The following is a 25258-nucleotide window of genomic DNA, read 5'->3' as shown; positions in this document are numbered from 1 at the left end:
CGATCAGTCTCTTCGAATCGAGGTCCGCGTCATGTCCGCTGCCCCCAACCGCCGTTTGGTGGCGGTCGTTCTCCTGGTCCCCTTCGTGGTGGCCCTGGTCCTCTGGGCCTTCGCCTGGCCCGCCGCCAGGATGGCCCCGCGCGATCTGCCCGTGGGCGTCGTGGGCTCGGGACCGGCCGCCGATCAGCTCCAGGACCGGCTGGAGGCGCGGGACGGCGCCTTCGAGATCCACCGGTACGAATCCGGGGCCGCCGCCCGCACCGCGATCGAGCACCGGACCGTATACGGAGCGGTCGCGGTCACCGCGCGGGGCCCCGAGCTGCTGACCGCTTCCGCGGCGAGCCCGGTGGTGGCCCAGCTGCTCCACGACGCGGTCGCCGCCCAGGCCCCGGACGGCGCGGCGGTCCCGGTCACGGACGTGGTGGCGGCCCCGGCCGCGGATCCGCGCGGCAGCGTCCTCGGGTCGAGCATCCTGCCCCTGGCCATCGCGGGCGTCGCCACGGGGGCCGCGGTGACCCTGCTGGGCCTGCGCGGCGGCCGGGCGGCCGCGGCACTGCTCGGGGTCGCCGCACTGGTGGGGATGGTGTCCGCCGCGCTCACGGACAGCTGGCTCGGGGTGCTGACCGGCGACTGGTGGAGCGAGGCGGGCGCGTTCGGGCTCACCGTGCTCGCGATCGGCGGCACGGTGGCGGGGCTCGCCGCGCTGATCGGCACGGCGGGCGTCGGGCTGGGGTCGCTGGTGATGGTGCTGGTGGGCAACCCCTTCTCGGGCGTCACCAGCGCACCCGAACTGCTCCCCCGGCCGATCGGTGCGATCGGTCAGTGGCTGCCGCCGGGCGCGGCCGGGTCACTGCTGCGGTCCGTCGCGTTCTTCGACGGCAACGCGGCGGGCCTGCCGCTCCTGGCGCTCGGACTGTGGGCCGTACTGGGGCTGGTCGCGGTCTTCGTCGGCGGCCGCCGCAGGACCGGGGCCGTGGCGCCCGCCGCCGCGCCCGAGCGTCAGCCCGCACTCGCCGGCTGACCCGCCTCACGCGATGCCGTGCGCCCCCCGCCCTCCACGGGCCGGGGGCGCACGGCGTTTCCATATCAGGTCCCGGGGTCGTGGTGCCCTCGGTGTTCCGCCGCGATCCCGAAGCGGCTTCGTTCGCCGGCAGCGGAAGAGGAGGAGTGGATCGAGGAGACCGAACTGATCACCTGCTCCTGCTCCGCCGCCTCCTCGTTCTCAAGTCTCTCCAGGTCAGCGGCCGACACCAGGGCCACGAGCGGCTTGCCGTGCCGCGTCACGACCACTCGCTCACCGCCGTAGACGACGCGGTTGATCAGCTCGGCGAGCTCAGCTCGGGCTTGCGTCACCGGAATCTCGTAGGCCATGCTCCACATCGTAACTTCCGTACGTCCTGTACATTTTTTACGGAAGCGCGCGCGGTGCCCCCATGGACCCCGCACGCCCGGAGGAGAGGTCCCGCGCCATGCACCGCCCCGCCGCCCGATACGTCCTTCCCGAGTTCACCGAGCGCACGTCCCAGGGGACGCGCACGCTCGACCCGTACTCCAAGCTGCTGGCCGAACGCGTCGTCTTCCTCGGCACCCCGGTCGACGACGTCGCGGCCAACGACCTGGTCGCGCAGTTCATGTACCTGGAGCACGACGCACCCGACCGGCCCATCCAGCTCTACATCAACTCCCCCGGCGGCACGTTCGGAGCCATGACGGCGGTGTACGACACGATGGCCTACCTCACCTGCGAGGTGGAGACGTTCTGTCTCGGCCAGGCCAGTGCCGGCGCGGCCGTCCTGCTGGCCGCGGGAGCTCCCGGCAAGCGGCACGCGCTGCCCGGCGCGCGGGTCGTGCTGCAGCAGCCCGAACTCCCGGAGCCGGTGCGGGGACAGCCGTCCGACCTGGAGATCGAGGCCCGGGAACTGGCCAGGATGCGCGAGACGCTGACGGGCATGCTGGCCCGTCACACCGGCCGCCCCGCCGAGCGGATCTCCGACGACACCGAGCGCGACCTCATCCTCGACGCCGAGGGCGCCAAGGCCTACGGGCTGATCGACCACGTCCTGCAGAACCGCGGGCCCCTGTTGCCGCCCGCCGCGAGGTGAACCCGCGATGCGGCCACCCGAGTTCCCGCCGCTGCCCGCCCTGACCCGCGCGGAGGGCGAGTTCGTCGACCGATACCTGGAAGTCGTCGACCAGCTGGGCCGGATCAACCCGGCCCGCGCCGACGACACCTACCGGGCGCTGCGCGCCGCACAGGCGCTCGCCTCGCACGCCGCGGCCCTGCGGGACGCGCTCACGTTGATGCACGAGCGGGGTGAAAGCCGGATCCACTCCGCCACGTTGACGCGGGCGTTACGGGTGCTGGACGGGGAGCGCCGCGCCGGGCGGCTCACCCTGCCGCCCGACCCGCCGAGTTGATCAACTCCCTTGCGCCGACACGCCCGACAGCTGGACCGAATTATCTCGCTCGTTCGGCGTAGGTGTTACCTCGCAGGAGGGACAGGCCAACTTGCGCTTTCGAAGTGGGTCGTGGGTGAAATCTCCCGTTCCGCCCCTGGTACGGCACTGGAAGGAGAAGTACGGCAACCCCCCGTAAGGGCCCCTGTCCACCCGAACGGGTCAGTCGTGATGAGCCTCACATATCACTGTTTCACCTCGGAAATCCGGCGTTCGGTGAGTCAAGATCCCTGGGACGACAAGCCCCCGCCACCGCGGCGGGGCGGTCCGGGCGGACGCCGAGTCCTGCCGCTGTCCGGATGCCTGGTCGACAGGAGTGGATCGGCAGGAGTGGAGGACCCGAGCACAACGGGCCGACCGGAGATCCGGTCGTCCCTCGGGGTGAAGCCGCCACGTGCGGCCGGGCGACTTCGCCAGCCCGAACCCGACAGGTCATCCTTCACAGGCGGCTGACGAAGGGTTGCGCATGACTGCGCAGGTTCATGTCCCGTCTCTCCTCACCCGAGCCACCACGGCCTCGGTTCTGACTCTCGCAGCCGTCGGCGGCACGCTGTTCGTCCCCGGCGCCGTGACCGACGCCCAGGCCGCGACTCATTCGATGAAGGCGCTCAACATCGCCGCGTCGAAGAAGGGATCGCCGTACCGGTGGGGCGCCACCGGCCCCAGCCGTTTCGACTGCTCGGGTCTGACGCTCTATTCGTTCATGAAAGCGGGCAAGAAGCTCCCGCGCACCGCCCAGCAGCAGTACAACAAGACCCGGCACATCTCCGCCTCGAAGCGGCAGCGCGGGGATCTGGTCTTCTTCCACTCCGGCCGCAGCGTCTTCCACGTGGGTATCTACGCGGGCAGCGGCAAGATCTGGCACTCACCGAAGACCGGTGCCGTGGTGCGGCTGGAGAAGATCTGGACGAAGAGCGTCTACTACGGCCGGGTCAGCTGACGCCACCGCCCCGCCGCATGACCCGCGCCCCGCGTCAGCGCACCAGGGTGCCGGTCACCAGTACCGCCCCCAGCACGGTGAGTGCCGCGCCGCTGCCGCCCTCGATCGCGCGGGCGGTGCGCGGCCGGCGCAGCCACCGGCCCAGCCGGTCCACCAGGAGCGCCACGGCCGGGAACCAGATCAGTGCGAGCAGTACGACGATCGCGGCGAGCAGCAGCGTACGGGGCAGCGGGGCGGCCCCGGCCGGGACGAACTGCGGAAGCAGGCTGAGGAAGAGCACCGGCGCCTTGGGGTTCAGGGCGTTGGTCAGGAAGCCCTGGCGCAGTGCGCGCCGCGTCCCGTTCGTGGCGTGCGCGTCACCGTCCCGCCCGGTGGCGGTTTCGGCGGCCGCCGCCTGCCCGGGGCCGCGCCGGGCCGCACGCAGCGCGCTGATGCCCAGGTAGAGCACGTACGCCCCGCCCAGGAGCTGAACCGTGCGGAACAGCACCGGCACCGCCACCAGCACGGCGGCCAGCCCGGCGACGGCGAGCGCGGTGTGCACGAGCAGGCCCCCGGCCACGCCGAGCGCGGTCGCCACCCCTGCGGAGCGCGAGGCGAGGGCGTTGCGTACGACGACGGTGAAGTCCGCTCCGGGCAGCGCGACCATGACGGCGGCGACTCCGAGGAAGGCGGTCAGTTGGGCGTCCATGGCTCCACCCTGGACCCGAACGGCCTTTAGCATGTACTTGCAATCCTGTGGGTCTGCCAAAAGGAACGCTTAATGTACGACCCGACACGGCTGGCGGCGCTGGTGGCGGTCGCGGAGGCCGGTTCGATCACCCGGGCCGCCGCCCGGCTGGGCTATACCGCGCCCGCGCTCTCCCAGCAGCTCGCCAAGCTGGAGCGGGAGGCCGGTGCCGCGCTGCTGGTCCGGCACCACCGGGGCGCCCGGCTCACCGCCGCGGGCGAGCTGCTCGCGGGCCGGGCCCGGCGGGTCCTGGACGAGATGGACCAGGCGCGCCACGAGCTGGCCCGGCTGGCCGGGCTCTCCGGCGGGCGGCTGCGGGTCGGCACCTTCACTACGGCCGGTATCCATCTGCTGCCCCCGGTGCTGAGCGCCTTCCGCCGGGCACATCCGGATGTGGAGCTGCTCGTCACGGATTACGAGCCGCCCGGCGGGGTGGCGGCCGTGGCCTCCGGCGAGGTCGATCTCGCGCTGACGCACGCGTACGAACCGGCCGCCACGGTGCCGCTGCCCTCGGGCGTCAGCGCCGAGCCCCTGCTGGTCGAGGAGCTGGTCCTGATCACCGCTGTGGGCCAGGTGCTGGCCGACGGGAGCGGGCGGCTGCCGGTGACGGACCTCGCGGGCCGGCCGCTGATCAGCAGCGCGCCCACGCATCCGCCACGGCGCGGGGTGGAGAACGCGCTGGCCGAGGCGGGCGCCCTGCCCGCGGTGGTCTGCGAGTCGCCCGGCTATGCGCTGGTGTGCGCGCTGGTCAGCGCGGGCATCGGGATCGCGGTGGTGCCCGAGATGGTCGCGGCGATGTCGCCGACGCCGCTGTCGGTGCGGAGGCTGGAGCCGGCCGCGTTCCGGCGGACCATCTCCGTGGTGCACCGCGGCGACCGGTCGAGCGCCGCGGCGGCGACCCTGCGGGCCCTGCTGCGCAGTGGGTTCAGCCGCTCCACCGCACCACAGTGACCCCGGCGCGCGGGCGCGGTCAGCTCTGGACGGGGACGCTCCACGGGAGCATGATCCAGACGGTCTTGCCGCCCTCCGCGGTGGGTGTGACGGTCAGCCGGCCGCCGTACTCCTTGGCCAGCGAGCGGATGATCACCATGCCGCGCCCGTTGTCCTGCTGAACGGCGGCGGGCAGCCGCTGGGGCCAGCGCGGGTGACTGTCCGTCACCCCGAGGTGCAACTGTTCCTCGCGCTCCAGGCGGAGGTCCACGGTGAAGGTGGGCGACTGGCCGAACGTGTGCTGGACGGCGTTGGTGGCCAGCTCGGAGACGATGAGCCGGACGGTGTCGGCGCCGTCGCTCCCGTCCGACAGCCCCCATTCGGCCAATACCCGGGCCACGTACCTGCGGGCCGCGGAGACCGAAACCGGCTCGCTCGGCAGCGTGACACTCGCCTCTTGTTGGTCCGCCATGGCCGGCCGCCCCTTTCCCGCCCGGAACCGACCCACGATCGGTCCGTGCTGTGCTTCGCGCCAGATTGCCACTGATGCTGCCCTCTGTGACGGCGATCCACCAAGATATGCATATATCTGTCGCTCAAAGCGGTGAACTCTTCGCTGGATACCGTGCGGGAGCGGCACACTGTCCGCTCGGCACGGAGTGGCCGGCGGGACTGGGAGGGGAGCCACCACATGCAGCACGGCCCTGCGGTGCGACGCCGCAAGCTCGGGGAGGAGTTACGGAGTCTGCGCCACACCTCGGGCCTCACCAGCCGGGAGGCGGCGCAACTGCTCGGCTGGCACCAGTCGAAGGTGAGCCGGATCGAGACGGGCGTCAGCGGGGTGCGGCCGGCGGACGTCACCCGGCTGCTGGACGCGTACGCCGTGGACGACCGGCAGTTGCGGGAGGTCCTGGAGACCCTCGCGGGCTCCGCGGGTGGTGGCGGGGCGGGCTGGTGGCACGCCTATCGCGGGCTCATTCCGCCCCAGTACCGCGACTTCATCAGTCTGGAGTCGCAGGCGCGCACCGCCCGGACCCTGGAAACCTCGGTGGTGCCGGGCCTGTTGCAGACCGCCGACTACGCACGCGCGGTGACCCGGGCCTCGCTCGACGGCCTGCCGTCCGGCCAGTTGGACTCGCTGGTCGAGGTGCGGCTCGCCCGGCAGGGGGTGCTCAGGAGCGATCCGCCGCTGAGGCTGAGCGCGGTGCTCGACGAGGCGGTGCTGAGGCGCGCGGTGGGTGGCCGGCGGGTCATGAGGGAGCAGCTCCGCCATCTCATCCGGCTGGCCCGGCTTCCGCATGTGGACCTCCAGTTGCTGCCCTTCTCGGTCGGCGGCTACGTCGGCCTCACCGGACCTTTCGTAATCTTCTCTTTTCCGAGCACTTCTGATCTGGATGTGGTCGTTCTTGACCACTTGACGAGTAGCCTCTATCTGGAGCGGAAAGAAGACCTTGAGGCGTACAGCTCGGCCTTCCGCACTCTGCAGGCGCACGCGCTGTCGCCGGAGCACTCGTTGGACCTGATCGCCACGATCGACCGCGGCGGTCAGTAACTACGGACTGCCCGAGGGGGGCGTCATGTCGGATTGCCTCGCACAGCACGCGTTACGGTGGCGGCGCAGCAGCCGCAGCACGGGAATGAACAACTGCGTGGAAGCCGCGCCGTTCGGCGGCGGACGGCTGGCCGTGCGCGACTCCAAGGATGTGTCCAGGCCACCGCTGCGGTTCTCGGCCGAGGCCTGGACCTCCTTCGTCGCCGGTCTGAGCCCAAGGAGTGTCCCGGTCCGCTGACGCGACGCGGCGGACCGGTCGAGGGCGCCGGACGACGCGGGTGTCGTCTCAGGCGCCCGGAGCGGTCCGCCGCACGATCGTGACCGCGGTCGCGATCTGCTCGACCGTCAGATCGGCGCGTGCGGTCAGCCGCAGCCGGGAGATGCCGTCCGGTACCGAGGGCGGCCGGAAGCACCCCACCGCCATTCCGGCGGCGCGGCAGTCCGCCGCCCAGCGGACCGCCGCGTCGGCCGAGGGCGCCCGCACCGAGACCACGGCCGCGTCCGGGCGTACGGCGGTCAGACCGGCCGAGGTCAGCCGGTCGTACAGCGCGGTGGCGACCGTACGGGCCCGGCCCGCACGTTCCGGTTCGCGGCGCAGCAGCCGCAGGCTGCCGAGCGCGGCGCCGACGGCGGCCGGGGCGAGCCCGGTGTCGAAGATGAACGTGCGGGCGGTGTTGACCAGGTGGTCGATGACGCGGGCGGGGCCGAGAACCGCGCCGCCCTGGCTGCCCAGCGACTTGGAGAGGGTCAGGGTGGCCACGATGCCCTCCGCGCCCGCCAGGCCCGCGGCCGCGAGCGCGCCGCGCCCGCCCGCTCCGAGGACCCCCAGACCGTGCGCGTCGTCGACGAGCAGCGCGGCGTTCTCTTCGCGGCAGGCCTGGGCCAGGGCGCCCAGCGGCGCGGCGTCGCCGTCGACGGAGAAGACCGAGTCGGTGACCACCAGCGCCCTGCCGTCGTGCGCGTGCAGGGTCTTGCGCACCGCGTCGGGATCGGAGTGCGGCACGACGGCGGTCTCGGCCCTGGAGAGCCGGCAGCCGTCGACGATCGAGGCGTGGTTGCCCGCGTCCGACACGATCAGGGAGCCCCGGCCGGTGAGGGCGGTGAGCGCGGCGAGGTTGGCCGCGTAGCCGGAGGACAGGACGAGGGCCGCCTCGAAACCGCAGAAGTCGGCCAGTTCCTGTTCGAGCTCGGCGTGCAGCGCGGTGGAACCGGTCACCAGGCGCGATCCGGTGGCTCCCGCACCCCAGCGGCGGGCGGCGTCCGCCGCCGCCCCGGTCACTTCCGGGTGTCTGGTCAGCCCGAGGTAGTCGTTGCTGGCGAGGTCCAGCAGTTCCGATTCCGCGGGCCGGGGCCGGAGCGTCCGGACCAGTCCGGCGTCCGCGCGGCGGCGGGCCTCGTCGTCTGTCCAGTCGAACGGGGCGAAGGGCATGGGCAGTCCCTTTTGTAGGCAACTCACAGACCTTAACCGGGGGCGAAGCCGGACAGGGTGTGGCCATGCACACACCCTGAGGGCTCTCTGTTGTCCGGTTCTTCCTTGGCTCGGAGGCGTGCCGTGCGTCAGGATCATCGCCATGGACCTCCTGAACACGCTGGCGGAGAAGGGGCTGCGGCGCGAGCTGCCGACCCGTGAAGAAGCGCTCGCCGTACTGGCCACCCCGGACGACGATCTGCTCGACGTGGTGGCCGCGGCCGGAAAGGTACGCCGTCAGTGGTTCGGGCGGCGCGTGAAGCTCAACTATCTGGTCAATCTGAAGTCGGGGCTCTGCCCGGAGGACTGCTCGTACTGCTCGCAGCGGCTGGGCTCCAAGGCCGAGATCCTCAAGTACACCTGGCTGAAGCCCGATGAGGCGTCCAAGGCGGCCGCCGCCGGGGTGGCGGGCGGTGCCAAGCGGGTCTGCCTGGTGGCCAGCGGCCGGGGCCCGACCGACCGGGACGTCGACCGGGTCTCGCAGACCATCGAGGCGATCAAGGAACAGAATGAGGGCGTCGAGGTCTGTGCCTGCCTCGGCCTGCTCTCCGACGGCCAGGCCGGCCGGCTGCGCTCCGCGGGGGCCGACGCGTACAACCACAACCTGAACACGTCCGAGGGGACGTACGGGGCGATCACGACCACCCACACCTACGCCGACCGGGTGGAGACGGTGCACCAGGCGCAGGCGGCCGGGCTCTCCGCCTGTTCGGGGCTGATCGCCGGAATGGGCGAGAGCGACGCCGATCTGGTCGATGTCGTCTTCGCGCTGCGCGAGCTCGACCCCGACTCGGTGCCGGTCAACTTCCTGATCCCGTTCGAGGGGACCCCGCTCGCCAAGGAGTGGAACCTGACTCCGCAGCGCTGCCTGCGGATCCTGGCGATGGTGCGCTTCGTCTGCCCGGATGTCGAGGTACGGCTCGCCGGCGGGCGTGAGGTGCATCTGCGTTCGATGCAGCCGCTCGCCCTGCACCTGGTCAACTCGATCTTCCTGGGCGACTATCTGACGAGCGAGGGCCAAGCCGGACAGGCCGACCTCGACATGATCGCGGACGCCGGTTTCGAGGTCGAGGGTGCGGGCACGACGACGCTCCCCCGGCACCGCGCGGACGCCGGCGGCAGCTGCGGTTCTCAGTCGGACGCCTGCGGTTCGCACTCCGACGGCTGCACGCCCTGCGGCGAAGGACCGGTGGCGGAGGCGGATGCCTCCGAAGCCGCGGAGGTCCCGGCGGCACGCACTGATCTGGTGTCGGTCCGCCGTCGCGGCGCGGGAACGGATCTCGCACCCAATGCCTGAGCCGCTCTCGCCCGCCGCTCTGCGCGCCCTGGACCGGGCCCACGTCTGGCACCCCTACGGCCCGATGCCGGGCCGTCAGGAACCGCTGGTCGTGGAGTCCGCGTCCGGGGTACGGCTCCGGCTCGCCGAACCGGCCCAGGGGCAGCGCGAGCTGGTGGACGGCATGTCCTCCTGGTGGTCGGCGGTGCACGGCTACAACCATCCGGTGCTCAACGAGGCGGCCAGAGGCCAGCTGGACCGGATGAGCCATGTGATGTTCGGCGGGCTCACCCATGAGCCCGCCGTGCGGCTGGCGGCCCGGCTGGTCGAGATCACCCCGGAACCGCTGAAGCACGTGTTCCTCGCCGACTCGGGCTCGGTCTCGGTCGAGGTCGCCGTCAAGATGTGCCTGCAGTACTGGCGCTCGGCCGGGCGGCCCGCGAAACAGCGGCTGCTGACCTGGCGCGGCGGATACCACGGGGACACCTGGCAGCCCATGTCGGTGTGCGACCCCGAGGGCGGCATGCACGAACTGTGGTCGGGGGCGCTGCCGCGACAGGTCTTCGCCGACGAGCCCCCGGCCGGTTTCGACGCGGAGCCGGACGCCGCGTACGCGACGCACCTGCGGGAACTGATCGCGCACCACGCCGATGAGCTGGCCGCGGTGATCGTGGAACCGGTGGTCCAGGGAGCCGGCGGGATGCGGTTCCACTCGCCGGGCTATCTGCGGGTGCTGCGCGAGGCGTGCGACGCCAGCGGTGTACTGCTGGTGTTCGACGAGATCGCCACCGGATTCGGCCGTACGGGGAAGCTCTTCGCCGCTGAACACGCCGGGGTCTCCCCCGATGTGATGTGCGTGGGCAAGGCCCTGACCGGCGGCTATCTGACGATGGCCGCGACACTGTGCACGAGCGAGGTGGCCGAGGGCATCTCGCGCGGCGAGGTACCCGTACTCGCCCACGGCCCGACGTTCATGGGCAATCCGCTGGCCTCCGCGGTCGCCTGCGCCTCCATCGAGCTGTTGCTCGGCCAGGACTGGGAGCAGGAGGTCAAGAGGATCGAGGCGGGTCTGCGCGACGGCCTGGCGGCGGCAGCGGAGCTGCCCGGGGTCCGGGACGTGCGGGTGCTCGGCGCCATCGGGGTCGTCCAGCTCGACCACGAGGTGGACATGGCGGCCGCGACCGCGGCAGCGGTGCGCGAGGGCGTGTGGCTGCGGCCGTTCCGCGATCTCGTCTACACCATGCCGCCGTACGTGACCGGCGACGACGATGTGGCACGGATCTGCCGCGCGGTGTGCGCGGCGGCGCGGGAGGGCTGAGATGAGCGTTCTGGTAGTGACGGGTACGGGCACGGAGATCGGCAAGACGATCGTGACCGCCGCCGTGGCGGCGGCCTCCGCGGGGCGCCGGGTGGCCGTGCTCAAACCGGCCCAGACGGGGCTGGCACCCGGTGAGCCGGGCGACGCCGCCGAGGTCGTACGGCTGGCGGGCGGCCATGTGACGGCCGTCGAACTGGCCCGTTTCCCCGAACCGTTGGCGCCCGCCACGGCCGCCAGACGGGCCGGCCTCCCGCCGGTGCGCCCGTACGAGGTGGCGGAGGCGGCCGGGAAGCTGGCGGCCGAGCACGATCTCGTCCTGGTCGAGGGCGCGGGCGGGCTGCTCGTACGGTTCGACGACGAAGGGGCCACCCTGGCGGACGCGGCGCGGCTGCTCTCGGCGCCGGTCCTGGTGGTGGCGCCGGCCGGACTCGGCACGCTCAACTCCACGGCGCTGACCTCGGAGGCGCTGCGCGCCCGTGGGCTCGACTGCCTCGGGGTGGTGGTCGGCAGCATGCCCGCGGAGCCGGACCTGGCGGAGCGCTGCAATCTCACGGATCTCCCGGTGGCCGCGGGGGCACCGCTGCTCGGCGTGGTCCCGGCGGGTGCGGGGGCACTGCCGCCCGCCGAATTCCGGGCGCGGGCAGGCAGTTGGCTGACCGCCGGGCTGGGCGGGGTCCGTCCGCCGGACTGACGGGCGCAGGCCGAGCGGGACCCGGCCTTCGGCCCGGCGGACCAGGGTGGTCCGGTGCAGAATCGGGGTAACGGGGTAACGGCGTAACGGGGAAGGAAACTCGGAGGAGGCCGTCATGCGGTTGCGGAGCGCGAAGACGCGTCGGGACGCAGTGCACCATCCCGTCTTCGCCCGCTACTACGCCCGGATGAGCGTGGCCGCGGAGACCACCGCGGGCATCGCCCCGGTGCGCGCGGAGCTGCTGTCCGGTCTCTCCGGGCAGGTCATCGAGATCGGGGCCGGCAACGGTCTCAACTTCTCCCACTACCCGCCCACGGTCCGCGAGGTGGTGGCGATCGAACCGGAAGCCACCCTGCGGCGGCTGGCCGTACGGTCCGCGCTCGGGGCCGGGGTTCCGGTGGACGTCATGCCGGGCACGGCGGAGGCGCTGCCGGTGAGGGACGGGGTGTTCGACGCCGCCGTCGTCTCGCTGGTGCTGTGCACCGTGCGGGACGTGCGGCGGTCGCTCGCGGAGATCAGGCGGGTCCTGCGACCGGGCGGTGAGGTGCGCTTCTTCGAACACGTGCGGGCCGACAGCAGGGGCATGGCCGCCGTCCAGCGGGTCCTGGACCGGACGGTGTGGCCGCTGCTCGCCGGAGGTTGCCACACCTCGCGTGACGCACTGGCCGCGATCGAGGCGGCCGGATTCGTGGTGGAGGCGCACCGGGACATCCGGATCCCCGAGAGCGGTGTCCGGCTCCCCACCTCTGCCTGCGTGGTCGGGGTGGCGCGGCGGCCCTAGCGCGGCCTACCGCTCACAGGCTCCACTGGCGCAGCTCGTCGGCGATCGCGCGGACGTCCGCCTTGCCCTCCTTGACCAGCAGCGCCAGATCGCGCACCTGCTCGGGCGAGGTGATGACCTTCAGGCCCGACGCGACGAGATAGGCGTAGGCCACGGCGGAGGCGAACATCGCGTTGGACCGTTCCAGCGCGGGGACGTGCAGCAGCAACTGCAGCAGTGACGCGGCCCTGGAGTGCGGGTCGCTGTAGACGGGGCTGCCGAAGATCTCCGCCTCGTGGCGGGCGACGGCGGCGACGAGCGCGCCCCAGTCGGTGACCTGCGGGTCGCCGGGCGTCTTGTGCTCCGCGACCATGAGCAGCCAGGAAAGGTGGATCCGGAGATTCAACGGGTGCCTTTGCGCTCCGGGCCGAACTCCTCGGTGAATACCGATTCGTACTGCTTCATGAAGTCGGCTGCCGCTTCGACGAAGGTGTGTCCGACCTCGCCCGCGTCCTGCTTGACGAGCTCCTCTATGTAGCGGTTCACGCTCATCCCCCTCTGGAGCGCGCGCTGTCGCGCGGCCTCGGCGGTGGCCTCGTCCACTCGTACGTTCAACTGAGTCTTGGGCACCCCATCACGCTAGCGCGGGATCGCTAGCACCGGCAAGGGGAACCGGCCCTCGGAGCGCATCTGCGCAGGCCGCCCGGTCCGTCCGGGCCTCCGGCCGGGCACAGGCGTGGGCGCCCCGGCACACCTACGGTCGGAAGATAACCGACGGATACCCCACCCGACCGCTCCCCCGCCCGAACAAGTAGTCATAATTCCAGGTCAGGCAGGCGACGCCGGTGCGGTCGGCCACGCGGCAGGCGTCGAATCGCCTGCCGGCCGTCCAGCATCCCGCGACTACTCATGGAGTCCACTTTGAGTACGACGTTCCGTTCTCGTATCACCGCCAGGTTCGGCCGCAGCTACCTGGCCAGGATTCAGAAGCACGGAATCGGATCCTCCACGATCAGGCTGCTGCCGGAGGATCTCCTGATGCTGCTGCGCAGGGACGGTCTGGACCCGGTACGTCAACTGGCCGCGGCACGGGCCGCCGCACCGGTGTCCAAGGTCTCGCTGCCGTTCGGCATGGACGCCTGGGTGGTCACCGGATACGAGGAGTCGAAGTCCGTGCTCGGCTCCGCCGAGGGATTCAGCACGGACTTCGCCCACCTCGCCACGAACGCCGGAATAGCCGCCGAGCAGAGTCCCGGCGGACTGGGCTTCAGCGATCCGCCCGTGCACACCCGGCTGCGCCGCATCCTGACCCCTGAGTTCACGATGCGCCGGCTCCGCCGGCTGGCTCCCCGGATCGATGCCATCGTCGAGGAGCGGCTGGCCGCGATGGAGGCCGCGCGGGGCCCGGTGGACCTGGTGCACGAGTTCGCGCTGCCCATCCCCTCACTCACGATCTGCGAACTGCTCGGCGTGCCGTACGAGGACCGCGACGACTTCCAGCAGCTGGCCATGGACCGTTTCGACCTCTTCGGCGGAACGACCGCGCCCTTCGGTGCCATGTCCGCATCACTGGACTACTTCAGGGGCGTCGTCAGGGCGCAGCGCGCGAAGCCGGGCGACGGGCTGCTCGGCATGATCGTGCGGGAGCACGGCGACAGCGTCGACGACGAGGAACTCGCGGGCCTCGCCGACGGCGTACTCACCGGCGGATTCGAGACCACGGCCAGCACGATCGCGCTCGGCTCGCTCGTCCTGCTGCGGAACGAGGACGTGCTCACCCGGCTGCGTACGGACGACTCCACGACCGTGCCGTTCGTCGAGGAGGTGCTGCGCTACCTCTCCGCCGTACAGATGGCGTTCCCCCGGTTCGCCCGCGAGGACATAGAGATAGCCGGGGTCGTCATTCCGCGCGGGGACATGGTCCTGTGTTCCCTGAGCGGCGCCAACCGGGACGAGTCCTACGTCATGGACGACGGCCGCTTCGACCTGGACCGCGCAACCCCGTCGGTTCATCTCGCCTTCGGCCACGGCATCCACCGCTGCATCGGCGCCGAACTGGCCCGGATGGAGCTGCGGTCGGCCTACCCGGCGCTGGCCCGGCGGTTTCCCGGGATGCGGCTCGCCGTGCCGCCGCAGGACCTCGCCTTCCGCAAGCTGTCGATCGTCTACGGCATCGAGTCGCTGCCGGTGCGTCTGCGCTGAGGCCGGTGCGGCTCCCCGCCCGTGGCGGACGGCCGGGCGGGTATTGGCTGGCGGCGCCGGGCGGCACTCTGCTTGGCTCGCCGGATGAGTGATCTCCGCATCAGGTGCGCCGCCCCCTCCGACATCGACTCCGTACTGCGATTCTGGCGTGCGGCGGCGGAAGGCACGAGCATCAGCGACGACCGCGACGGGGTGGGGCGGCTCGTCGCGCGCGATCCCGAGGCCCTTCTCCTCGCCGAACGTGACGGGGTTCTGGTCGGTACCGTCATCGCCGGTTTCGACGGGTGGCGGTGCTCCGCCTACCGGCTGGCCGTCGCTCCGGACCGCCGCCGGCAGGGCATCGCCACCGCCCTGATGGCCGCGGCGGAGCAGCGGTTCGCCGAGCTCGGCGGGCGGCGCGTCGATGCCATGGTCCTGGAGGCCAACGAGCGGGCGCACCGCACCTGGGACGCGGCCGGCTACCGGCGCGAGGACCACTGGCGGCGCTGGGTGAAGCCACTGCAGGGGTGAGACGGCGCGGGGCAGCGGGCGACTTTGCTGATCCTTTACTATAGGTGTTCCCCTGTCGATCGTTACTTCCTTACCTCCTTACGAAAGGTGTGAGCGTCCGTCCATGGGCGAGCCTCCCAGTAGCCGACATCGCCGATACCGAGCGATCCTCCTGCCCCTGCCCGATCATGGGACGGAGGTGAACCGATGACCGAAGTGCTTCTGCTGCTCGTGGCGGTACTGCTCTCCCTTGCCTGTGGCGCCTTCGTCGCGGCGGAGTTCTCCCTGACCACCGTCGAACGGGGACAGCTCGAACGAGCTGTCGAGAAGGGTGAACGTGGCGCTTCGAGCGCCATGAAGGCGGTACGCAGCCTCACCTTCCAGCTCTCCGGGGCCCAGCTGGGCATCACCGTCACCAATCTGGTGGTCGGCATGCTCTCCGAGCCCTCGATCGCGAAACTGATCCGGGGACCGATCGAATCCGCCGGGCTGTCCGCCGGCGTGTCGTCGTCCCTGGCGCTCGTGATCGGCACAGCCCTGTCCACCGTCTTCCTGATGGTCGTCGGCGAGCTCGTCCCGAAGAACTGGGCGATCTCCTCGCCGCTGGCGGTCGCGAAGACCGTGGCCACCCCGCAGCGGGTCTTCACCGCCCTGTTCCGGCCCTTCATCAGCCACCTCAACAACACGGCCAACCGGATCGTGCGCCGCTTCGGGCTCGAACCCGCCGAGGAGCTGGCGACGGCCCGCAGCCCTCAGGAGCTGGTGGCCCTGGCCCGGCACTCGGCCAAGGCGGGCGCCCTGGAGGCGGACACCGCCGAGCTCTTCGTCCGCACCCTGAACCTCGCGGAGCTGACCGCGCAGAACGTGATGACCCCGCGGGTCCAGGTCACCGCGCTGGAGGTGCGGGCCACCGCGGAGGACGTCGCCAACGCCACCCGGGCGACGGGGCTGTCCCGGTTCCCCGTGTACCGCGGCAGCCTCGACACCGTCGTCGGCGTCGCCCACATCAAGGACGTGCTGGCGATCCCCGCGGAACAGCGGCCCCGTAAACGGGTCGGGGACATGCTGCGCGAGCCGCTGCTCGTACCGGAGACGCTGACCGTGGACCGGTTGCTGGACCGGCTCTCCGGGAAGCTCGCCATGGCGGTCGTCATCGACGAGTACGGCGGCACGGCCGGCGTGGTGACACTGGAGGACATCGTCGAGGAGGTCGTCGGCGAGGTGCGCGACGAGCACGACCCGCACGAGACACCGGATCTCGCGCCCGCCGGCGAGGACGCCGACGGACGCACCCTGTGGTCGGCCGACGGCGCCGCCAGGGCCGACCAGCTGGAGAGGATCGGACTGCGCGTGCCGGACGGACCGTACGAGACCCTCGCCGGGCTGATCGCCTCGGAAGTGGGCCGGATCCCCGTCGTCGGTGACGTGGTCGAGTTCGCCGGCTGGCGGCTCGACGTGGTGGACGCCTCCGGGCGCCGCGCCGCCCGCGCGCTGCTGCACGCGCCGCTGCCCGGCTCCGACGATGTGCCGGAGGACGGCCGATGACCGCCGTACAGCTCTTCATCGGGCTGATGACCCTGGTAGTGAACGCCTTCTTCGTCGGCGCGGAGTTCGCTCTGATCTCCGTACGGCGCAGTCAGATCGAACCGCAGGCGGAGGACGGGAACCGGCGCGCGCGCAGCGTCGTCTGGGGGCTCGAACACGTCTCCGCGCTGCTCGCCGCCGCACAGCTGGGCATCACGCTCTGCACCCTGGTCCTCGGTATCGTCGCGGAACCGGCCATCGCACATCTGCTGGAGCCGGTCTTCGACGCCGTGGGCATGCCGCACGGGCTGGTCCATCCGGTCTCGTTCGTGATCGCGCTGTCCGTGGCGACGTATCTGCACATGCTGCTCGGCGAGATGGTGCCGAAGAACATCGCGCTCGCCGAGCCCGTGCGGACCGCGCTGCTGCTGGGTCCGCCGCTGGTGGCGCTGGCCCGGACCCTGCGTCCGGTGATCTTCGCGATCAACGCCTTCGCCAACACTCTGCTGAAGCTGCTGCGGGTGGAGACGAAGGACGAGGTCTCCGCCACCTTCTCGGACGACGAGCTGGCCCGACTGGTGAAGGACGCCGGGGACGCCGGACTGGTCGACGACCGGGCGGCGGAGCGGCTGCACCACGCGCTGGAGCTGGGCCGCAGGCCCGTGCGCGATGTGGTGCTGCCGGTGGACCGGGTGATGTACACGAGGGTCGGTACGAGCCCCGAGGAGCTGGAGCGGCTCTCGTCGGAGACCGGGTTCTCCCGTTTCCCGGTGATGGACAGCGAACAGCGGATCCTGGGCTACCTCCATGTGAAGGACGCCCTCGATGTGACGCCTCGCGACGAGCCGTTCCCGGTGACGGCGATGCGGCCGATCGCCCGGGTCCGGGCGTCCACTCCGCTGGACGACGTACTGACCGCACTGCGGCGCAGCCGTACGCATCTCGCGGCGGTCGTCGACGAGGACGACCGGCTGGCCGGAATGGTGACGATGGAGGACGTGCTCCGGGAACTCGTGGGACGGCCACAGGCACGGTGACCCAGCCTGGGCCCCGGTCCCGGCTCCTGTCCTGAGCCGGGGCCGGGGCCGGACCGGGGCCGGGCTTCCTGGGGCCGGGAAGGGCCGGGCGACCCCGCGATATCATCACATCGCCATGGAAATGAATGCCACCTACACCAGTCTCGTCGCGATCGGCGACTCGTTCACCGAGGGCATGTCGGACCGGCTGCCGGACGGTTCGTACCGGGGCTGGGCCGATGTCCTCGCCACCCGGCTCGCGGCCCGGACTCCCGGATTCCGGTACGCCAACCTCGCCGTGCGCGGGAAGCTGATCAGCCAGATCGTCGACGAGCAGGTGGACGTCGCCGCGGACCTGCGGGCGGACGTCGTCACGTTGGTCGGCGGGCTCAATGACACCCTGCGCCCCAAGTGCGACATGGGCATGGTCCGCGGGCGGCTGGAGGAGGCCGTGGAACGCCTCGCGCCGTCGTGCAAGAAGCTGGTGCTGATGCGCAGCCCGGGGCGCAACGGACCGGTGATGGAACGGTTCCGGCCCCGGATGGAGGAGCTGTTCTCCCTGGTCGACGATCTGGCCGCCCGGCATGGCGCGGAGGTCGTCGATCTGTACGGGGCACCGGCGCTGGGCGACCCCCGCATGTGGGACGTCGACCGGCTGCACCTGACCGCCGAGGGGCATCGCAGGGTGGCCGAGGCGGTGTGGCAGACGCTCGGCCTGCCCGCGGAGAACGACTGGCGGACACCGCTGCCCGCCGCCGTCCCGCCGCACTGGGCCACCCGGCGCGTCGATGATGCGCGCTTCGCGCGTGAGCACCTGTTCCCCTGGATAGGACGGCGCCTGACCGGCCGCTCCTCGGGGGACGGACGCTCGGGGGCGCAGTTCAGCGCCGAGCAGGGGCTGGCCTTCTGGGTGACCCCCGACGACGCCGTCGTCCCGGGCCCGGTCGCCACGTGGCGCCGCGTGGACGCGGGCGAGTAACCGCCCTCCGTCAGCCGTCCTTCGTTGACGGCTCTCCGCCAGCCGCTCTCCACCCTCTGCGCCAGCCGCCCTCTGCCCTCTGCCCTCTGCCCTCTGCCCTCTGCCCTCCAGGGTCGTGCCTCATCCTCGCCACGGCCCGCTCAGCCATGCCTTCGCACCGGCGGCGCGGCAGGCATGGCAATCCCCCGGAAGGGTGACCGGCCGCGTCGAACTGATTTCAGCGCCCGCCGCCGGGTCCTGTCCGCCCAATCCGACCAATCAGAACGTGCGTTCACAAAATGAGCCGTGACGGAGCCCGAACCGAGGCGTTATTAGAGCACCAGTGCCACTTCGCCGCCCGGATGGAGCAACGTCATGAATCCCGCCCCCACCCCCGTGCATCAGCCGACCGGAATCGAACGGCGCCCTGCCGCCGCGACGACGCTCCGCATGGACGACACCCGCCGCTCATCACGTCCGGATACGGGGTGGGAGGCATGAGTGAGTCGACCGATGAATCGACCGGAAGCGTCCCGGGGCCGCGCCCCACCCCGCCGGACCCGGCAACAGGACAGGCGACGGCCACCGGGCCGGAGCAGGCCTCCGCCGTCCCGGAGATGCGGTATGTGGACCTGACGGGCAGCCGGGAAGCGGCCGGGCGGTCGATCCGGATGCGCGACATGGCGCGCCGTCTGCCCCAGCTGGTCCGGCGCTCCCTCGCGCTCGCCCACCGCGTCGACCCACGGGCCACCATCGGCCTCCTGCTGTGCCAGACGGCGGCCGGTGTGATGCAGGCGCTGGGCCTGATCGCGATCAGCGGCACCCTCACCGCACTGCTGACCAGCGGAGACGTCTACCACCGGCTCCTTCAGGCATGGCCGTCCGTGGCGCTGCTGGCCACCGCTTCCGGCGTACGGGCCCTGCTGGGCATCACCGTCAGCTGGCTCTCCTCCCGGCTGAGCCCCCTCATGTCGCGCGAAGCCGAGCAGATGCTGCTCACCGGCTGCGCCACGGTGGAGCTCTCCGCCTACGACGACCCCGACTTCAACCGCGACCGGGAAGCGGCCGACCGAGGAGCGCAGGTCACCGGCGACCTGATCAACGAGGGTCAGGACCTGATCGCCTCGGCCGCGTCCTTCCTCGCCGGTGCCGCCGTGCTCGCCGGGGTGAACTGGACGCTCCTCCCCCTCCTGGTCGCGGCCAGCCTGCCGCAGGCCCTCGCGCAGGTCAGCGCCGCCCGGGTGCGCTATCTGGCGAACCTCCGCAGCAACGGCGACAACCGCATGCTGTCGGTCCTGCGCTGGCACATCTTCACCAGGGAGGCCGCCGACCAGATCCGGGCCGGCACGATGGCCGCCTTCCTGTCCGGCCGGTACCGGCAGACAGTCGCCCGGATCAACCGCGAGGACCGCACCGCGGCCGACAAGGGCGCCCGCATGTCGCTGCTCGGCGCGCTGTGCGGCGGCCTCGGCTCCGCCGTCGTGTGGGCGGCGGTGGTGTGGCTGCTGGCCACCGGCCGCATCAGCGTCGGGCACGCCGGGACGGCCGTCTTCGCGCTGCAGACGGTGGGCCAGTCGGTGCGCGGGCTCGTCGCCGTCGGGGCCAGGGCCGTCCGCACGGGCCTGTACATGGACGACTGGTCGCGGTTCCTCGACCTCGCCGGCGGGTACGCGATGCGCCGCGGCGAGCACTGCCCGCAGCCGCCGAACGAGATCGAGATCAGGTCGGTCTCGCACCGCTACGCCGGAAAGGACCAGGACGCGCTGTCCGACGTCTCGCTCACCCTGCGGCGCGGCGAGGTCACCGCGCTGGTCGGCTTCAACGGCTCGGGAAAGTCGACCCTGTCGAAGCTGGTCAGCGGTCTGTACGTGCCCACGGGCGGGCAGGTGCTGTGGGACGGGGTCCCCACCGCCGACGCCGATCCGCAGGCGCTGTGGCAGCAGGTCGCCCTGGTGCCGCAGGACTACGCGCACTGGCCGCTGACGGTGCGGGAGAACGTGACCCAGGGTCAGCCCACGGCCCGGGGCGACGCCGCGGTCCGCGAAGCGTGCGAGGCCGCCGACGCCGACGAGGTCATCGACAAGCTCGGCGCCGGCCTGGACACCCTCCTGGCCCGCGAGTGGCTGAACGGCGAGGAGCTGAGCGGTGGCCAGTGGCAGCGCATCGCCCTCGCGCGGGCGTTCTTCCGCGAGGCCGGGCTCCTGGTCCTCGACGAACCGACCGCCAACCTCGACCCCCGCGCCGAGTACCGGATCTTCCAGCGGCTGCGGGACCTGGCCCGGGACCGGGTCGTACTGCTGGTGACCCACCGGATCACGAACGTGGCCGTCGCCGACCGGATCGTGGTCCTCGACGGCGGCAGGGTCGTACAGGAGGGCACGTACAAGGTTCTTGCCGAACAAGACGGCCTGTTCAAGCAGTTGTTGTCCTACCAGGTCACCTGCGAGGAGAACGACGACACGTACGGGACGCCCCGTGCATAGGGGGCCCGAAGGGCCGACGGGCTCCGACCCGGCCGCGCGCCGGGCGCCGCCCATCCCACTCGACGACAGGAGTTGTTCCATGAAGCGCGACCTCGCCCCCACCGCCACGGTGGGGCCGCAGGCCCGGACCGAGCGCCCGGCCACCCGCGCGGCCGGTCCCGCCGACGCCGAGGGCATCATCGGTCTGAGGTCGGAATTCATCCTCTCCGAGCCCCTGGACCCGGAGTGGACGACGCTGTGCAGTACCCAGCTCGCCCGCCGCCTGTCCCCGGGGGGAGACGCCCGCGCCCAGGTCGCCCTGGCGCCGGACGGGTCGGTCGTCTCCTGCGCGCTCGGCCTGATCCACCCGGTCCTCCCGGCGCCCGCCTACCCCAGGGGGCTGGCCGCGCGCGTGCACGCGGTGGCCACCCGGCCGGAGTTCCGGCGCCTCGGCCTCGCCAGGGAGACGCTGTCCGCCCTCCTCGACCGCCTCCAGGCGGACGGGGTCACGCTCTTCGAGCTGCACGCCGGCGAGGAGGCCACACCGCTCTACCGGGAGCTGGGGTTCGCGGCCGATCCCGCGCTGATGCGGATGACGCGGCTCGTGAGCGCGGCCGCCCGCGTCGAGCCGCCCACCGGACGAGTGCTGCTCCCACCGGAGGAGTACGCCTCTTCCGTGCCCAAGTCGACCGGATCGGCCTTCATCTTCTTCACCGACCGGGACGACCGCCCGGTGCAGTTGCGGGCCACCTACTCCGAGGCGCACCCCTGGCAGTTCCCCGGCGGCACGATGGATCACGGTGAGCGGCCCTGGCAGACGGCGCAGCGCGAATGCCGTGAGGAGACCGGCATCGACGTGGCGGGGCCGCCCCGGCTGCTCGCCTCGGTCTTCGGACCGCCCGGGGGCGACTGGCCGTACTCCACGACGGGATGTGTCTTCGACGGCGGCCGGCTCTCCGACGCACAGATCCGGTCCATCGTCCTGGACCCGGACGAGCATGACGCCCTGCGCGTCCTCACGTTGAAGGAATGGGAGCCGCTCATGCCGTCGCAGGACTTCGCCCGCCTGGACGCGGTGATGACGGCTCGGCTGACCGGCACGACCGCCTACTTCGACTCCTGGGGCTGGGGGAACGGCTGACCATCGTGCGGCCGGGCGATCTGCGGGAGGCCGACGCCGTGCGGGCCCACTGGTGCTCAGGGATCAGACGTCAGGAACGGTACGACGGCGAGGGGAGCGACACGTTGAGGCAGGTCCGGAAGGAAGCCTGGCAGGAGCATTACGAGGGCGGCCGGGGGTTCCGTCCACTGGGCGACGCGGAGCGGGCGTTGCTGGCTGAGCACGTCCCGGCGCCCGAGGGCGGACGGGCCCTCGACGCCGGATGCGGAACCGGTGAGCTTGCCGTGGCGCTGGTCGGCATGGGCTATCGGGTGGACGCGGTCGACTTCGCCGAAGGCGCGCTCGTCCGGGCCCGAGCGGAGCACGCCACGGTGCGCGGGGTGCGATGGCTGCGGCTGGACCTGGACCAGTGCGGCCTGCCCGGACTGCCCGGCCCGGCCGATGGGGACGACGGGGACAACGGGTGCGAGGGGGACGAAGGGGGCGAGGGGAGATACGACCTGGTCACCCTCCGCCTGAGCGTCGCCTTCCTCCGCGACCGATCGTCCGTACTGCGTGCTCTGCGGGCGCGGCTGCGGGAGGGCGGGGCGATCGTCGTCATCACGCCGGTGGTGGAACACACTCCACCGGACAAGCGGCACATCGCCCTGGACGAGAACGAGCTCAGCTCGATCACGGACGGTTTCGAGGAAGCCCTGAGGTTCGAAGCGGATGGCCTGGCGGTGCTGGTACTGCGCGGTGCGGACGGGTCGTTCACCGCGGTGGAGAAAGGACGGCCGAACCCGCAAGCGGTGGCGGGCGCCGCGGCCGTGGTCACCGACGCGGCCGGGCGGGTTCTGCTGGGCCGTTCCGTCAAGGGCATGTGGGAGCTGCCCGGCGGCCGTATCGAGGCGGGCGAGTCCGCGCAGGCCGCCGCCGTACGGGAGCTGGCGGAGGAGACCGGGCTGACGGCCCGGGTGGAGGACGCCCATGTCATCACCGTCCTGCACGACGACCGGCTGGACATGCGCCGCATCTCCCCCGTCGTCCGGGTCACCGAATGGGACGGCGAACTCACGCTGCGGGAGCCGGACAAGTTCGTCCGCTGGGAGTGGCACCCGCTGCACACCCTGGCCACCCTCGGGACGATTTTCATGCCCTCCGCCCAATCGCTGAACGCGGTCTTCCCCGGGGTACTTCCGGGACTGCCGCCGGTGCACTCCTACCCGTGCGTCTCCGCCGTCCCGCCCGTGCCGGGCGAACCCGCGGAGGCGGCCCGGCTGCGCGAGCGCATGGCGGACCGCGTGATCCACGAGGGCTGGGCCCCCTGCGCCCGGGTGCGGGCCGCGCTCCGCGCGGTGCCCCGGCACCGCTTCGTCCCCGAGGTCCCGCTCACTGCGGCGTACCGCGACGATCACGCCGTAGTGACCGTCCGCGAGGCCCCCGGAACTGCCGTCAGTTCGGTCTCGGCGGCCTGGCTCCAGGCCGACATGGCCGGGCAACTCCGCCTGGAGCCGGGGATGAACGTGCTGGAGGTCGGTTCGGGCGGGTACAACGCGGAGCTGCTCGCGCACATCGTCGGGGAGCGGGGCCGTGTGGTGACCGTCGATCTCGACCCGTACGTGGTGCACCGCACCAGACGGCTGTGCGCGGAGGCCGGGAGCGGCCGGGTCACGGCCGTACTCGGTGACGGCGGCGGCGGGGCGCCCGCACATGTACCGGCGGGCGGGTTCGACGGCATCATCATCACGCACACCGCGACAGACATCGCCCCGGCCTGGCGCGATCAACTGGCCGAAGGCGGCAGGCTGGTCGTCCCTCTGGAGATCGGCGGATACACCCGCTCGGTCACCCTGGTCCGGCGCGGGGACACCTTGCACGCGGAGCACTGGACGTACTGCGGGTTCGTACGCGACCGGGGTGCCGCCGCCCGTGCGGTCCCCGTGGACCGGCTGGCTGACGGGGCGGTCGCGGTGCGGTGGGAGAACGGTGTCCCGGGTGACACCGGGGGTCTGGACGATGCCCTGTGCGGGCCGCGCCACGAGCTCGCCACGGGCCTCGTCGTGTCCGGCCGGTTCAATTTCGAGACGCTGCAGATCTTCGCGGCGAGTACGCTGGCCGGGTTCTGCCGGCTGACCGTCCCGGACGGATCCGAGCTCGTCGCCCAGCGTGACGCGGCGGCGGTCGTGGCCGACGGCTCGCTCGCCTATCTGACCCTCGTCAAAGTCCACGAAGCGCCTGAACCAGCTGGTTCCCGCCACGAGTTCTACATCCACGCGTACGGGCCGGCCGGTCCGGAGCTCGCTCGGCGGTTCGCCGCGTGCGTGCGCACGTGGGACCGGGATGTGCGCGCGAGCGGCTACCCGTCCATGAGCGTCCACCCGGGGGGAACCCCGGACGACCACCTGCCGCCCGGTGACGTGCTCGAAAAACCGGCCTCGCGACTGGTTCTCGGCTGGCCAGGCCGTGGCGTCCGCGTAACCGGGCAGGACGCTCCGGGCGTACGGGGGACCGCGCCGGACGCTCCGGGCGAAACCGTCGTCGTGGGGCAGAACACATGACGAGCCTGGCCAACGGTCCGTCCGCCGATGGCACGAACCGGCTCGCACCCTCACTGATGGGCGTGTTCGCCCACCCCGACGACGAGTCCCTGCTGGCCGGCGGTGTGCTCGCGCGGAGCGCCGCCTGCGGTGCCCGCACGGCGGTCGTCACCACCACGTGGGCGCCTGACAGTCCCCGCGCGGCTGAGCTCAGCGACGCCCTGGGTGCGCTCGGCGCCGGCCAGCCGCGCATGCTCGGCCACGCCGATGCCCGCAACCCCTCGTCCGCCCCCGGCCGGGCCCGGCTCCTCGATGTACCGCTCGACGAGGCCGTCGGCCACGTCGTGTACCACCTGAGGGAGTTCCGTCCCGATGTCGTGGTCACGCACGACGCGCTCGGGCAGCTGACCGGCCACCCGGACCACCGCCGCACCCACCAGATCACCCTCCTCGCTGTCGAAGCCGCGGGACTCGGGCCGCTCTACCCCGAAGCGGGGCCTCCCTGGCAGCCTCGCGCCCTGTACGCGGCGACCCACCCCGACAGCGGCATCGGCGAACTCGGGCCCCTGCTGACGGGCGTCGGCAAGACCCTCCTCAGCGTCCCGGACGCGTATGTGAGCACGACCGTCGACGTCACCCCGTGGGTCGCGGCCAAATGGCGCGCGATCCTCGCCCATCGGAGCGAAGCCGCCCGCGAACGGTCTCTGCCCGGCATCCTGGCCCGCCGGCCGGCGGAATCCCGCCTCACGATCATCCGGACCGAGTACTTCACCCGCCTCGTGCCCGGCCCCGTAACGGACGATCCCCACCGGTCTTCCAGGGCCGGCCAGGAAGGGGACAGCTGAACGT

Annotated in this window: 26 protein-coding genes and 1 riboswitch; of the genes, 20 read left to right on the top strand and 6 right to left on the bottom strand. The window is 72.0% G+C overall.

The window, feature by feature from the left end:
* Positions 1-31: 31 nt before the first annotated feature.
* Entirely contained in the window at positions 32-1021 is a 990-nt protein-coding gene (locus ACFVQ0_RS23735; RefSeq protein ID WP_390091088.1) for an ABC transporter permease, read from the top strand.
* A 65-nt stretch (positions 1022-1086) separates the two neighbouring features.
* Here the strand turns inward: ACFVQ0_RS23735 and ACFVQ0_RS23730 are convergent, their stop codons facing one another.
* On the bottom strand, positions 1087-1371 hold the full coding sequence (locus ACFVQ0_RS23730) for a type II toxin-antitoxin system Phd/YefM family antitoxin (RefSeq protein WP_390091086.1): 285 nt from the start codon (positions 1369-1371) through the stop codon (positions 1087-1089).
* Between the two features lie 98 nt (positions 1372-1469).
* Between ACFVQ0_RS23730 and ACFVQ0_RS23725 the strand changes: the two genes are divergently transcribed.
* From ACFVQ0_RS23725 to ACFVQ0_RS23715, 3 genes are all read left to right on the top strand, one after another.
* Positions 1470-2102 carry an ATP-dependent Clp protease proteolytic subunit gene (locus tag ACFVQ0_RS23725; RefSeq protein ID WP_390091361.1) on the top strand — a complete coding sequence of 211 codons (633 nt, stop codon included), beginning with the start codon at positions 1470-1472 and terminating at the stop codon, positions 2100-2102.
* Positions 2103-2109: 7 nt separating this feature from the next.
* Positions 2110-2418, top strand: coding sequence for a hypothetical protein (locus ACFVQ0_RS23720; RefSeq protein ID WP_390091084.1), 309 nt, complete (start codon positions 2110-2112; stop codon positions 2416-2418).
* Between the two features lie 329 nt (positions 2419-2747).
* A riboswitch (cyclic di-AMP (ydaO/yuaA leader) is annotated at positions 2748-2920 on the top strand.
* Positions 2921-2923: 3 nt separating this feature from the next.
* Positions 2924-3397 carry a C40 family peptidase gene (locus tag ACFVQ0_RS23715; protein ID WP_390091082.1) on the top strand — a complete coding sequence of 158 codons (474 nt, stop codon included), beginning with the start codon at positions 2924-2926 and terminating at the stop codon, positions 3395-3397.
* Positions 3398-3431: 34 nt separating this feature from the next.
* Here the strand turns inward: ACFVQ0_RS23715 and ACFVQ0_RS23710 are convergent, their stop codons facing one another.
* Positions 3432-4085 (bottom strand): LysE family translocator, encoded by a 654-nt coding sequence (locus tag ACFVQ0_RS23710; protein ID WP_390091080.1) that lies wholly within the window; start codon positions 4083-4085, stop codon positions 3432-3434.
* Between the two features lie 72 nt (positions 4086-4157).
* Between ACFVQ0_RS23710 and ACFVQ0_RS23705 the strand changes: the two genes are divergently transcribed.
* On the top strand, positions 4158-5075 hold the full coding sequence (locus tag ACFVQ0_RS23705; protein ID WP_390091079.1) for a LysR family transcriptional regulator: 918 nt from the start codon (positions 4158-4160) through the stop codon (positions 5073-5075).
* A gap of 19 nt (positions 5076-5094) precedes the next feature.
* Here ACFVQ0_RS23705 and ACFVQ0_RS23700 read toward each other — a convergent pair whose 3' ends face one another.
* Positions 5095-5526: an ATP-binding protein gene (locus ACFVQ0_RS23700; RefSeq protein WP_390091077.1), complete on the bottom strand. Its 432-nt coding sequence runs from the start codon at positions 5524-5526 to the stop codon at positions 5095-5097.
* A gap of 219 nt (positions 5527-5745) precedes the next feature.
* On the opposite strand from ACFVQ0_RS23700, the gene ACFVQ0_RS23695 reads away from it, so the two are divergent.
* Both ACFVQ0_RS23695 and ACFVQ0_RS23690 read left to right on the top strand, forming a co-directional pair.
* Positions 5746-6606: a helix-turn-helix domain-containing protein gene (locus tag ACFVQ0_RS23695; RefSeq protein ID WP_390091075.1), complete on the top strand. Its 861-nt coding sequence runs from the start codon at positions 5746-5748 to the stop codon at positions 6604-6606.
* A gap of 25 nt (positions 6607-6631) precedes the next feature.
* Entirely contained in the window at positions 6632-6844 is a 213-nt protein-coding gene (locus ACFVQ0_RS23690; RefSeq protein WP_390091073.1) for a DUF397 domain-containing protein, read from the top strand.
* Positions 6845-6892: 48 nt separating this feature from the next.
* On the opposite strand, the gene ACFVQ0_RS23685 is transcribed toward ACFVQ0_RS23690, so the two are convergent.
* Positions 6893-8035 carry an 8-amino-7-oxononanoate synthase gene (locus tag ACFVQ0_RS23685; RefSeq protein WP_390091071.1) on the bottom strand — a complete coding sequence of 381 codons (1143 nt, stop codon included), beginning with the start codon at positions 8033-8035 and terminating at the stop codon, positions 6893-6895.
* Positions 8036-8177: 142 nt separating this feature from the next.
* Between ACFVQ0_RS23685 and bioB the strand changes: the two genes are divergently transcribed.
* From bioB to ACFVQ0_RS23665, 4 genes are all read left to right on the top strand, one after another.
* Complete coding sequence (gene bioB, locus ACFVQ0_RS23680; protein ID WP_390091070.1) at positions 8178-9371, top strand: biotin synthase BioB; 1194 nt, start codon at positions 8178-8180, stop codon at positions 9369-9371.
* Positions 9364-10668 carry an adenosylmethionine--8-amino-7-oxononanoate transaminase gene (locus tag ACFVQ0_RS23675; protein ID WP_390091068.1) on the top strand — a complete coding sequence of 435 codons (1305 nt, stop codon included), beginning with the start codon at positions 9364-9366 and terminating at the stop codon, positions 10666-10668. The genes bioB and ACFVQ0_RS23675 overlap by 8 nt, the downstream gene beginning before the upstream one ends.
* A 1-nt stretch (position 10669) precedes the next feature.
* Positions 10670-11359, top strand: a complete 690-nt coding sequence (gene bioD / locus ACFVQ0_RS23670) for a dethiobiotin synthase (protein ID WP_390091067.1) — start codon at positions 10670-10672, stop codon at positions 11357-11359.
* A gap of 115 nt (positions 11360-11474) precedes the next feature.
* Positions 11475-12140, top strand: a complete 666-nt coding sequence (locus tag ACFVQ0_RS23665; protein WP_390091065.1) for a class I SAM-dependent methyltransferase — start codon at positions 11475-11477, stop codon at positions 12138-12140.
* Between the two features lie 13 nt (positions 12141-12153).
* On the opposite strand, the gene ACFVQ0_RS23660 is transcribed toward ACFVQ0_RS23665, so the two are convergent.
* On the bottom strand, positions 12154-12525 hold the full coding sequence (locus ACFVQ0_RS23660) for a hypothetical protein (protein WP_024493430.1): 372 nt from the start codon (positions 12523-12525) through the stop codon (positions 12154-12156).
* Positions 12522-12749, bottom strand: coding sequence for an antitoxin (locus ACFVQ0_RS23655; RefSeq protein WP_390091063.1), 228 nt, complete (start codon positions 12747-12749; stop codon positions 12522-12524). Before ACFVQ0_RS23655 ends, ACFVQ0_RS23660 begins: the two co-directional genes overlap by 4 nt.
* A gap of 291 nt (positions 12750-13040) precedes the next feature.
* Here ACFVQ0_RS23655 and ACFVQ0_RS23650 point away from each other — a divergent pair, with 291 nt between their 5' ends.
* From ACFVQ0_RS23650 to ACFVQ0_RS23610, 9 genes are all read left to right on the top strand, one after another.
* On the top strand, positions 13041-14321 hold the full coding sequence (locus ACFVQ0_RS23650; protein WP_390091061.1) for a cytochrome P450: 1281 nt from the start codon (positions 13041-13043) through the stop codon (positions 14319-14321).
* Positions 14322-14405: 84 nt separating this feature from the next.
* Positions 14406-14831, top strand: coding sequence for a GNAT family N-acetyltransferase (locus ACFVQ0_RS23645; RefSeq protein WP_390091059.1), 426 nt, complete (start codon positions 14406-14408; stop codon positions 14829-14831).
* 186 nt (positions 14832-15017) lie between these two features.
* On the top strand, positions 15018-16355 hold the full coding sequence (locus tag ACFVQ0_RS23640; protein WP_390091057.1) for a hemolysin family protein: 1338 nt from the start codon (positions 15018-15020) through the stop codon (positions 16353-16355).
* Entirely contained in the window at positions 16352-17371 is a 1020-nt protein-coding gene (locus ACFVQ0_RS23635) for a hemolysin family protein (RefSeq protein WP_390091056.1), read from the top strand. The genes ACFVQ0_RS23640 and ACFVQ0_RS23635 overlap by 4 nt, the downstream gene beginning before the upstream one ends.
* Positions 17372-17486: 115 nt before the next feature.
* A complete protein-coding gene (locus tag ACFVQ0_RS23630; RefSeq protein ID WP_390091054.1) occupies positions 17487-18329 on the top strand; it encodes an SGNH/GDSL hydrolase family protein in 843 nt (280 codons plus the stop codon).
* A 596-nt stretch (positions 18330-18925) separates the two neighbouring features.
* Entirely contained in the window at positions 18926-20791 is a 1866-nt protein-coding gene (locus ACFVQ0_RS23625; RefSeq protein WP_390091360.1) for an ABC transporter ATP-binding protein, read from the top strand.
* Between the two features lie 79 nt (positions 20792-20870).
* Entirely contained in the window at positions 20871-21911 is a 1041-nt protein-coding gene (locus ACFVQ0_RS23620; protein WP_390091052.1) for a GNAT family N-acetyltransferase, read from the top strand.
* A gap of 104 nt (positions 21912-22015) precedes the next feature.
* Positions 22016-24430: a methyltransferase, FxLD system gene (fxlM, locus tag ACFVQ0_RS23615; RefSeq protein ID WP_390091050.1), complete on the top strand. Its 2415-nt coding sequence runs from the start codon at positions 22016-22018 to the stop codon at positions 24428-24430.
* Positions 24427-25254: a PIG-L deacetylase family protein gene (locus ACFVQ0_RS23610; protein ID WP_390091048.1), complete on the top strand. Its 828-nt coding sequence runs from the start codon at positions 24427-24429 to the stop codon at positions 25252-25254. Before fxlM ends, ACFVQ0_RS23610 begins: the two co-directional genes overlap by 4 nt.
* Positions 25255-25258: the final 4 nt, after the last annotated feature.

Source organism: Streptomyces sp. NPDC057900 (assembly GCF_042887885.1).
Taxonomy (GTDB): domain Bacteria; phylum Actinomycetota; class Actinomycetes; order Streptomycetales; family Streptomycetaceae; genus Streptomyces.
The sequence above is the reverse complement of the archived record's forward strand: the minus strand, read 5'-3'. Positions and strand labels throughout refer to the sequence as shown.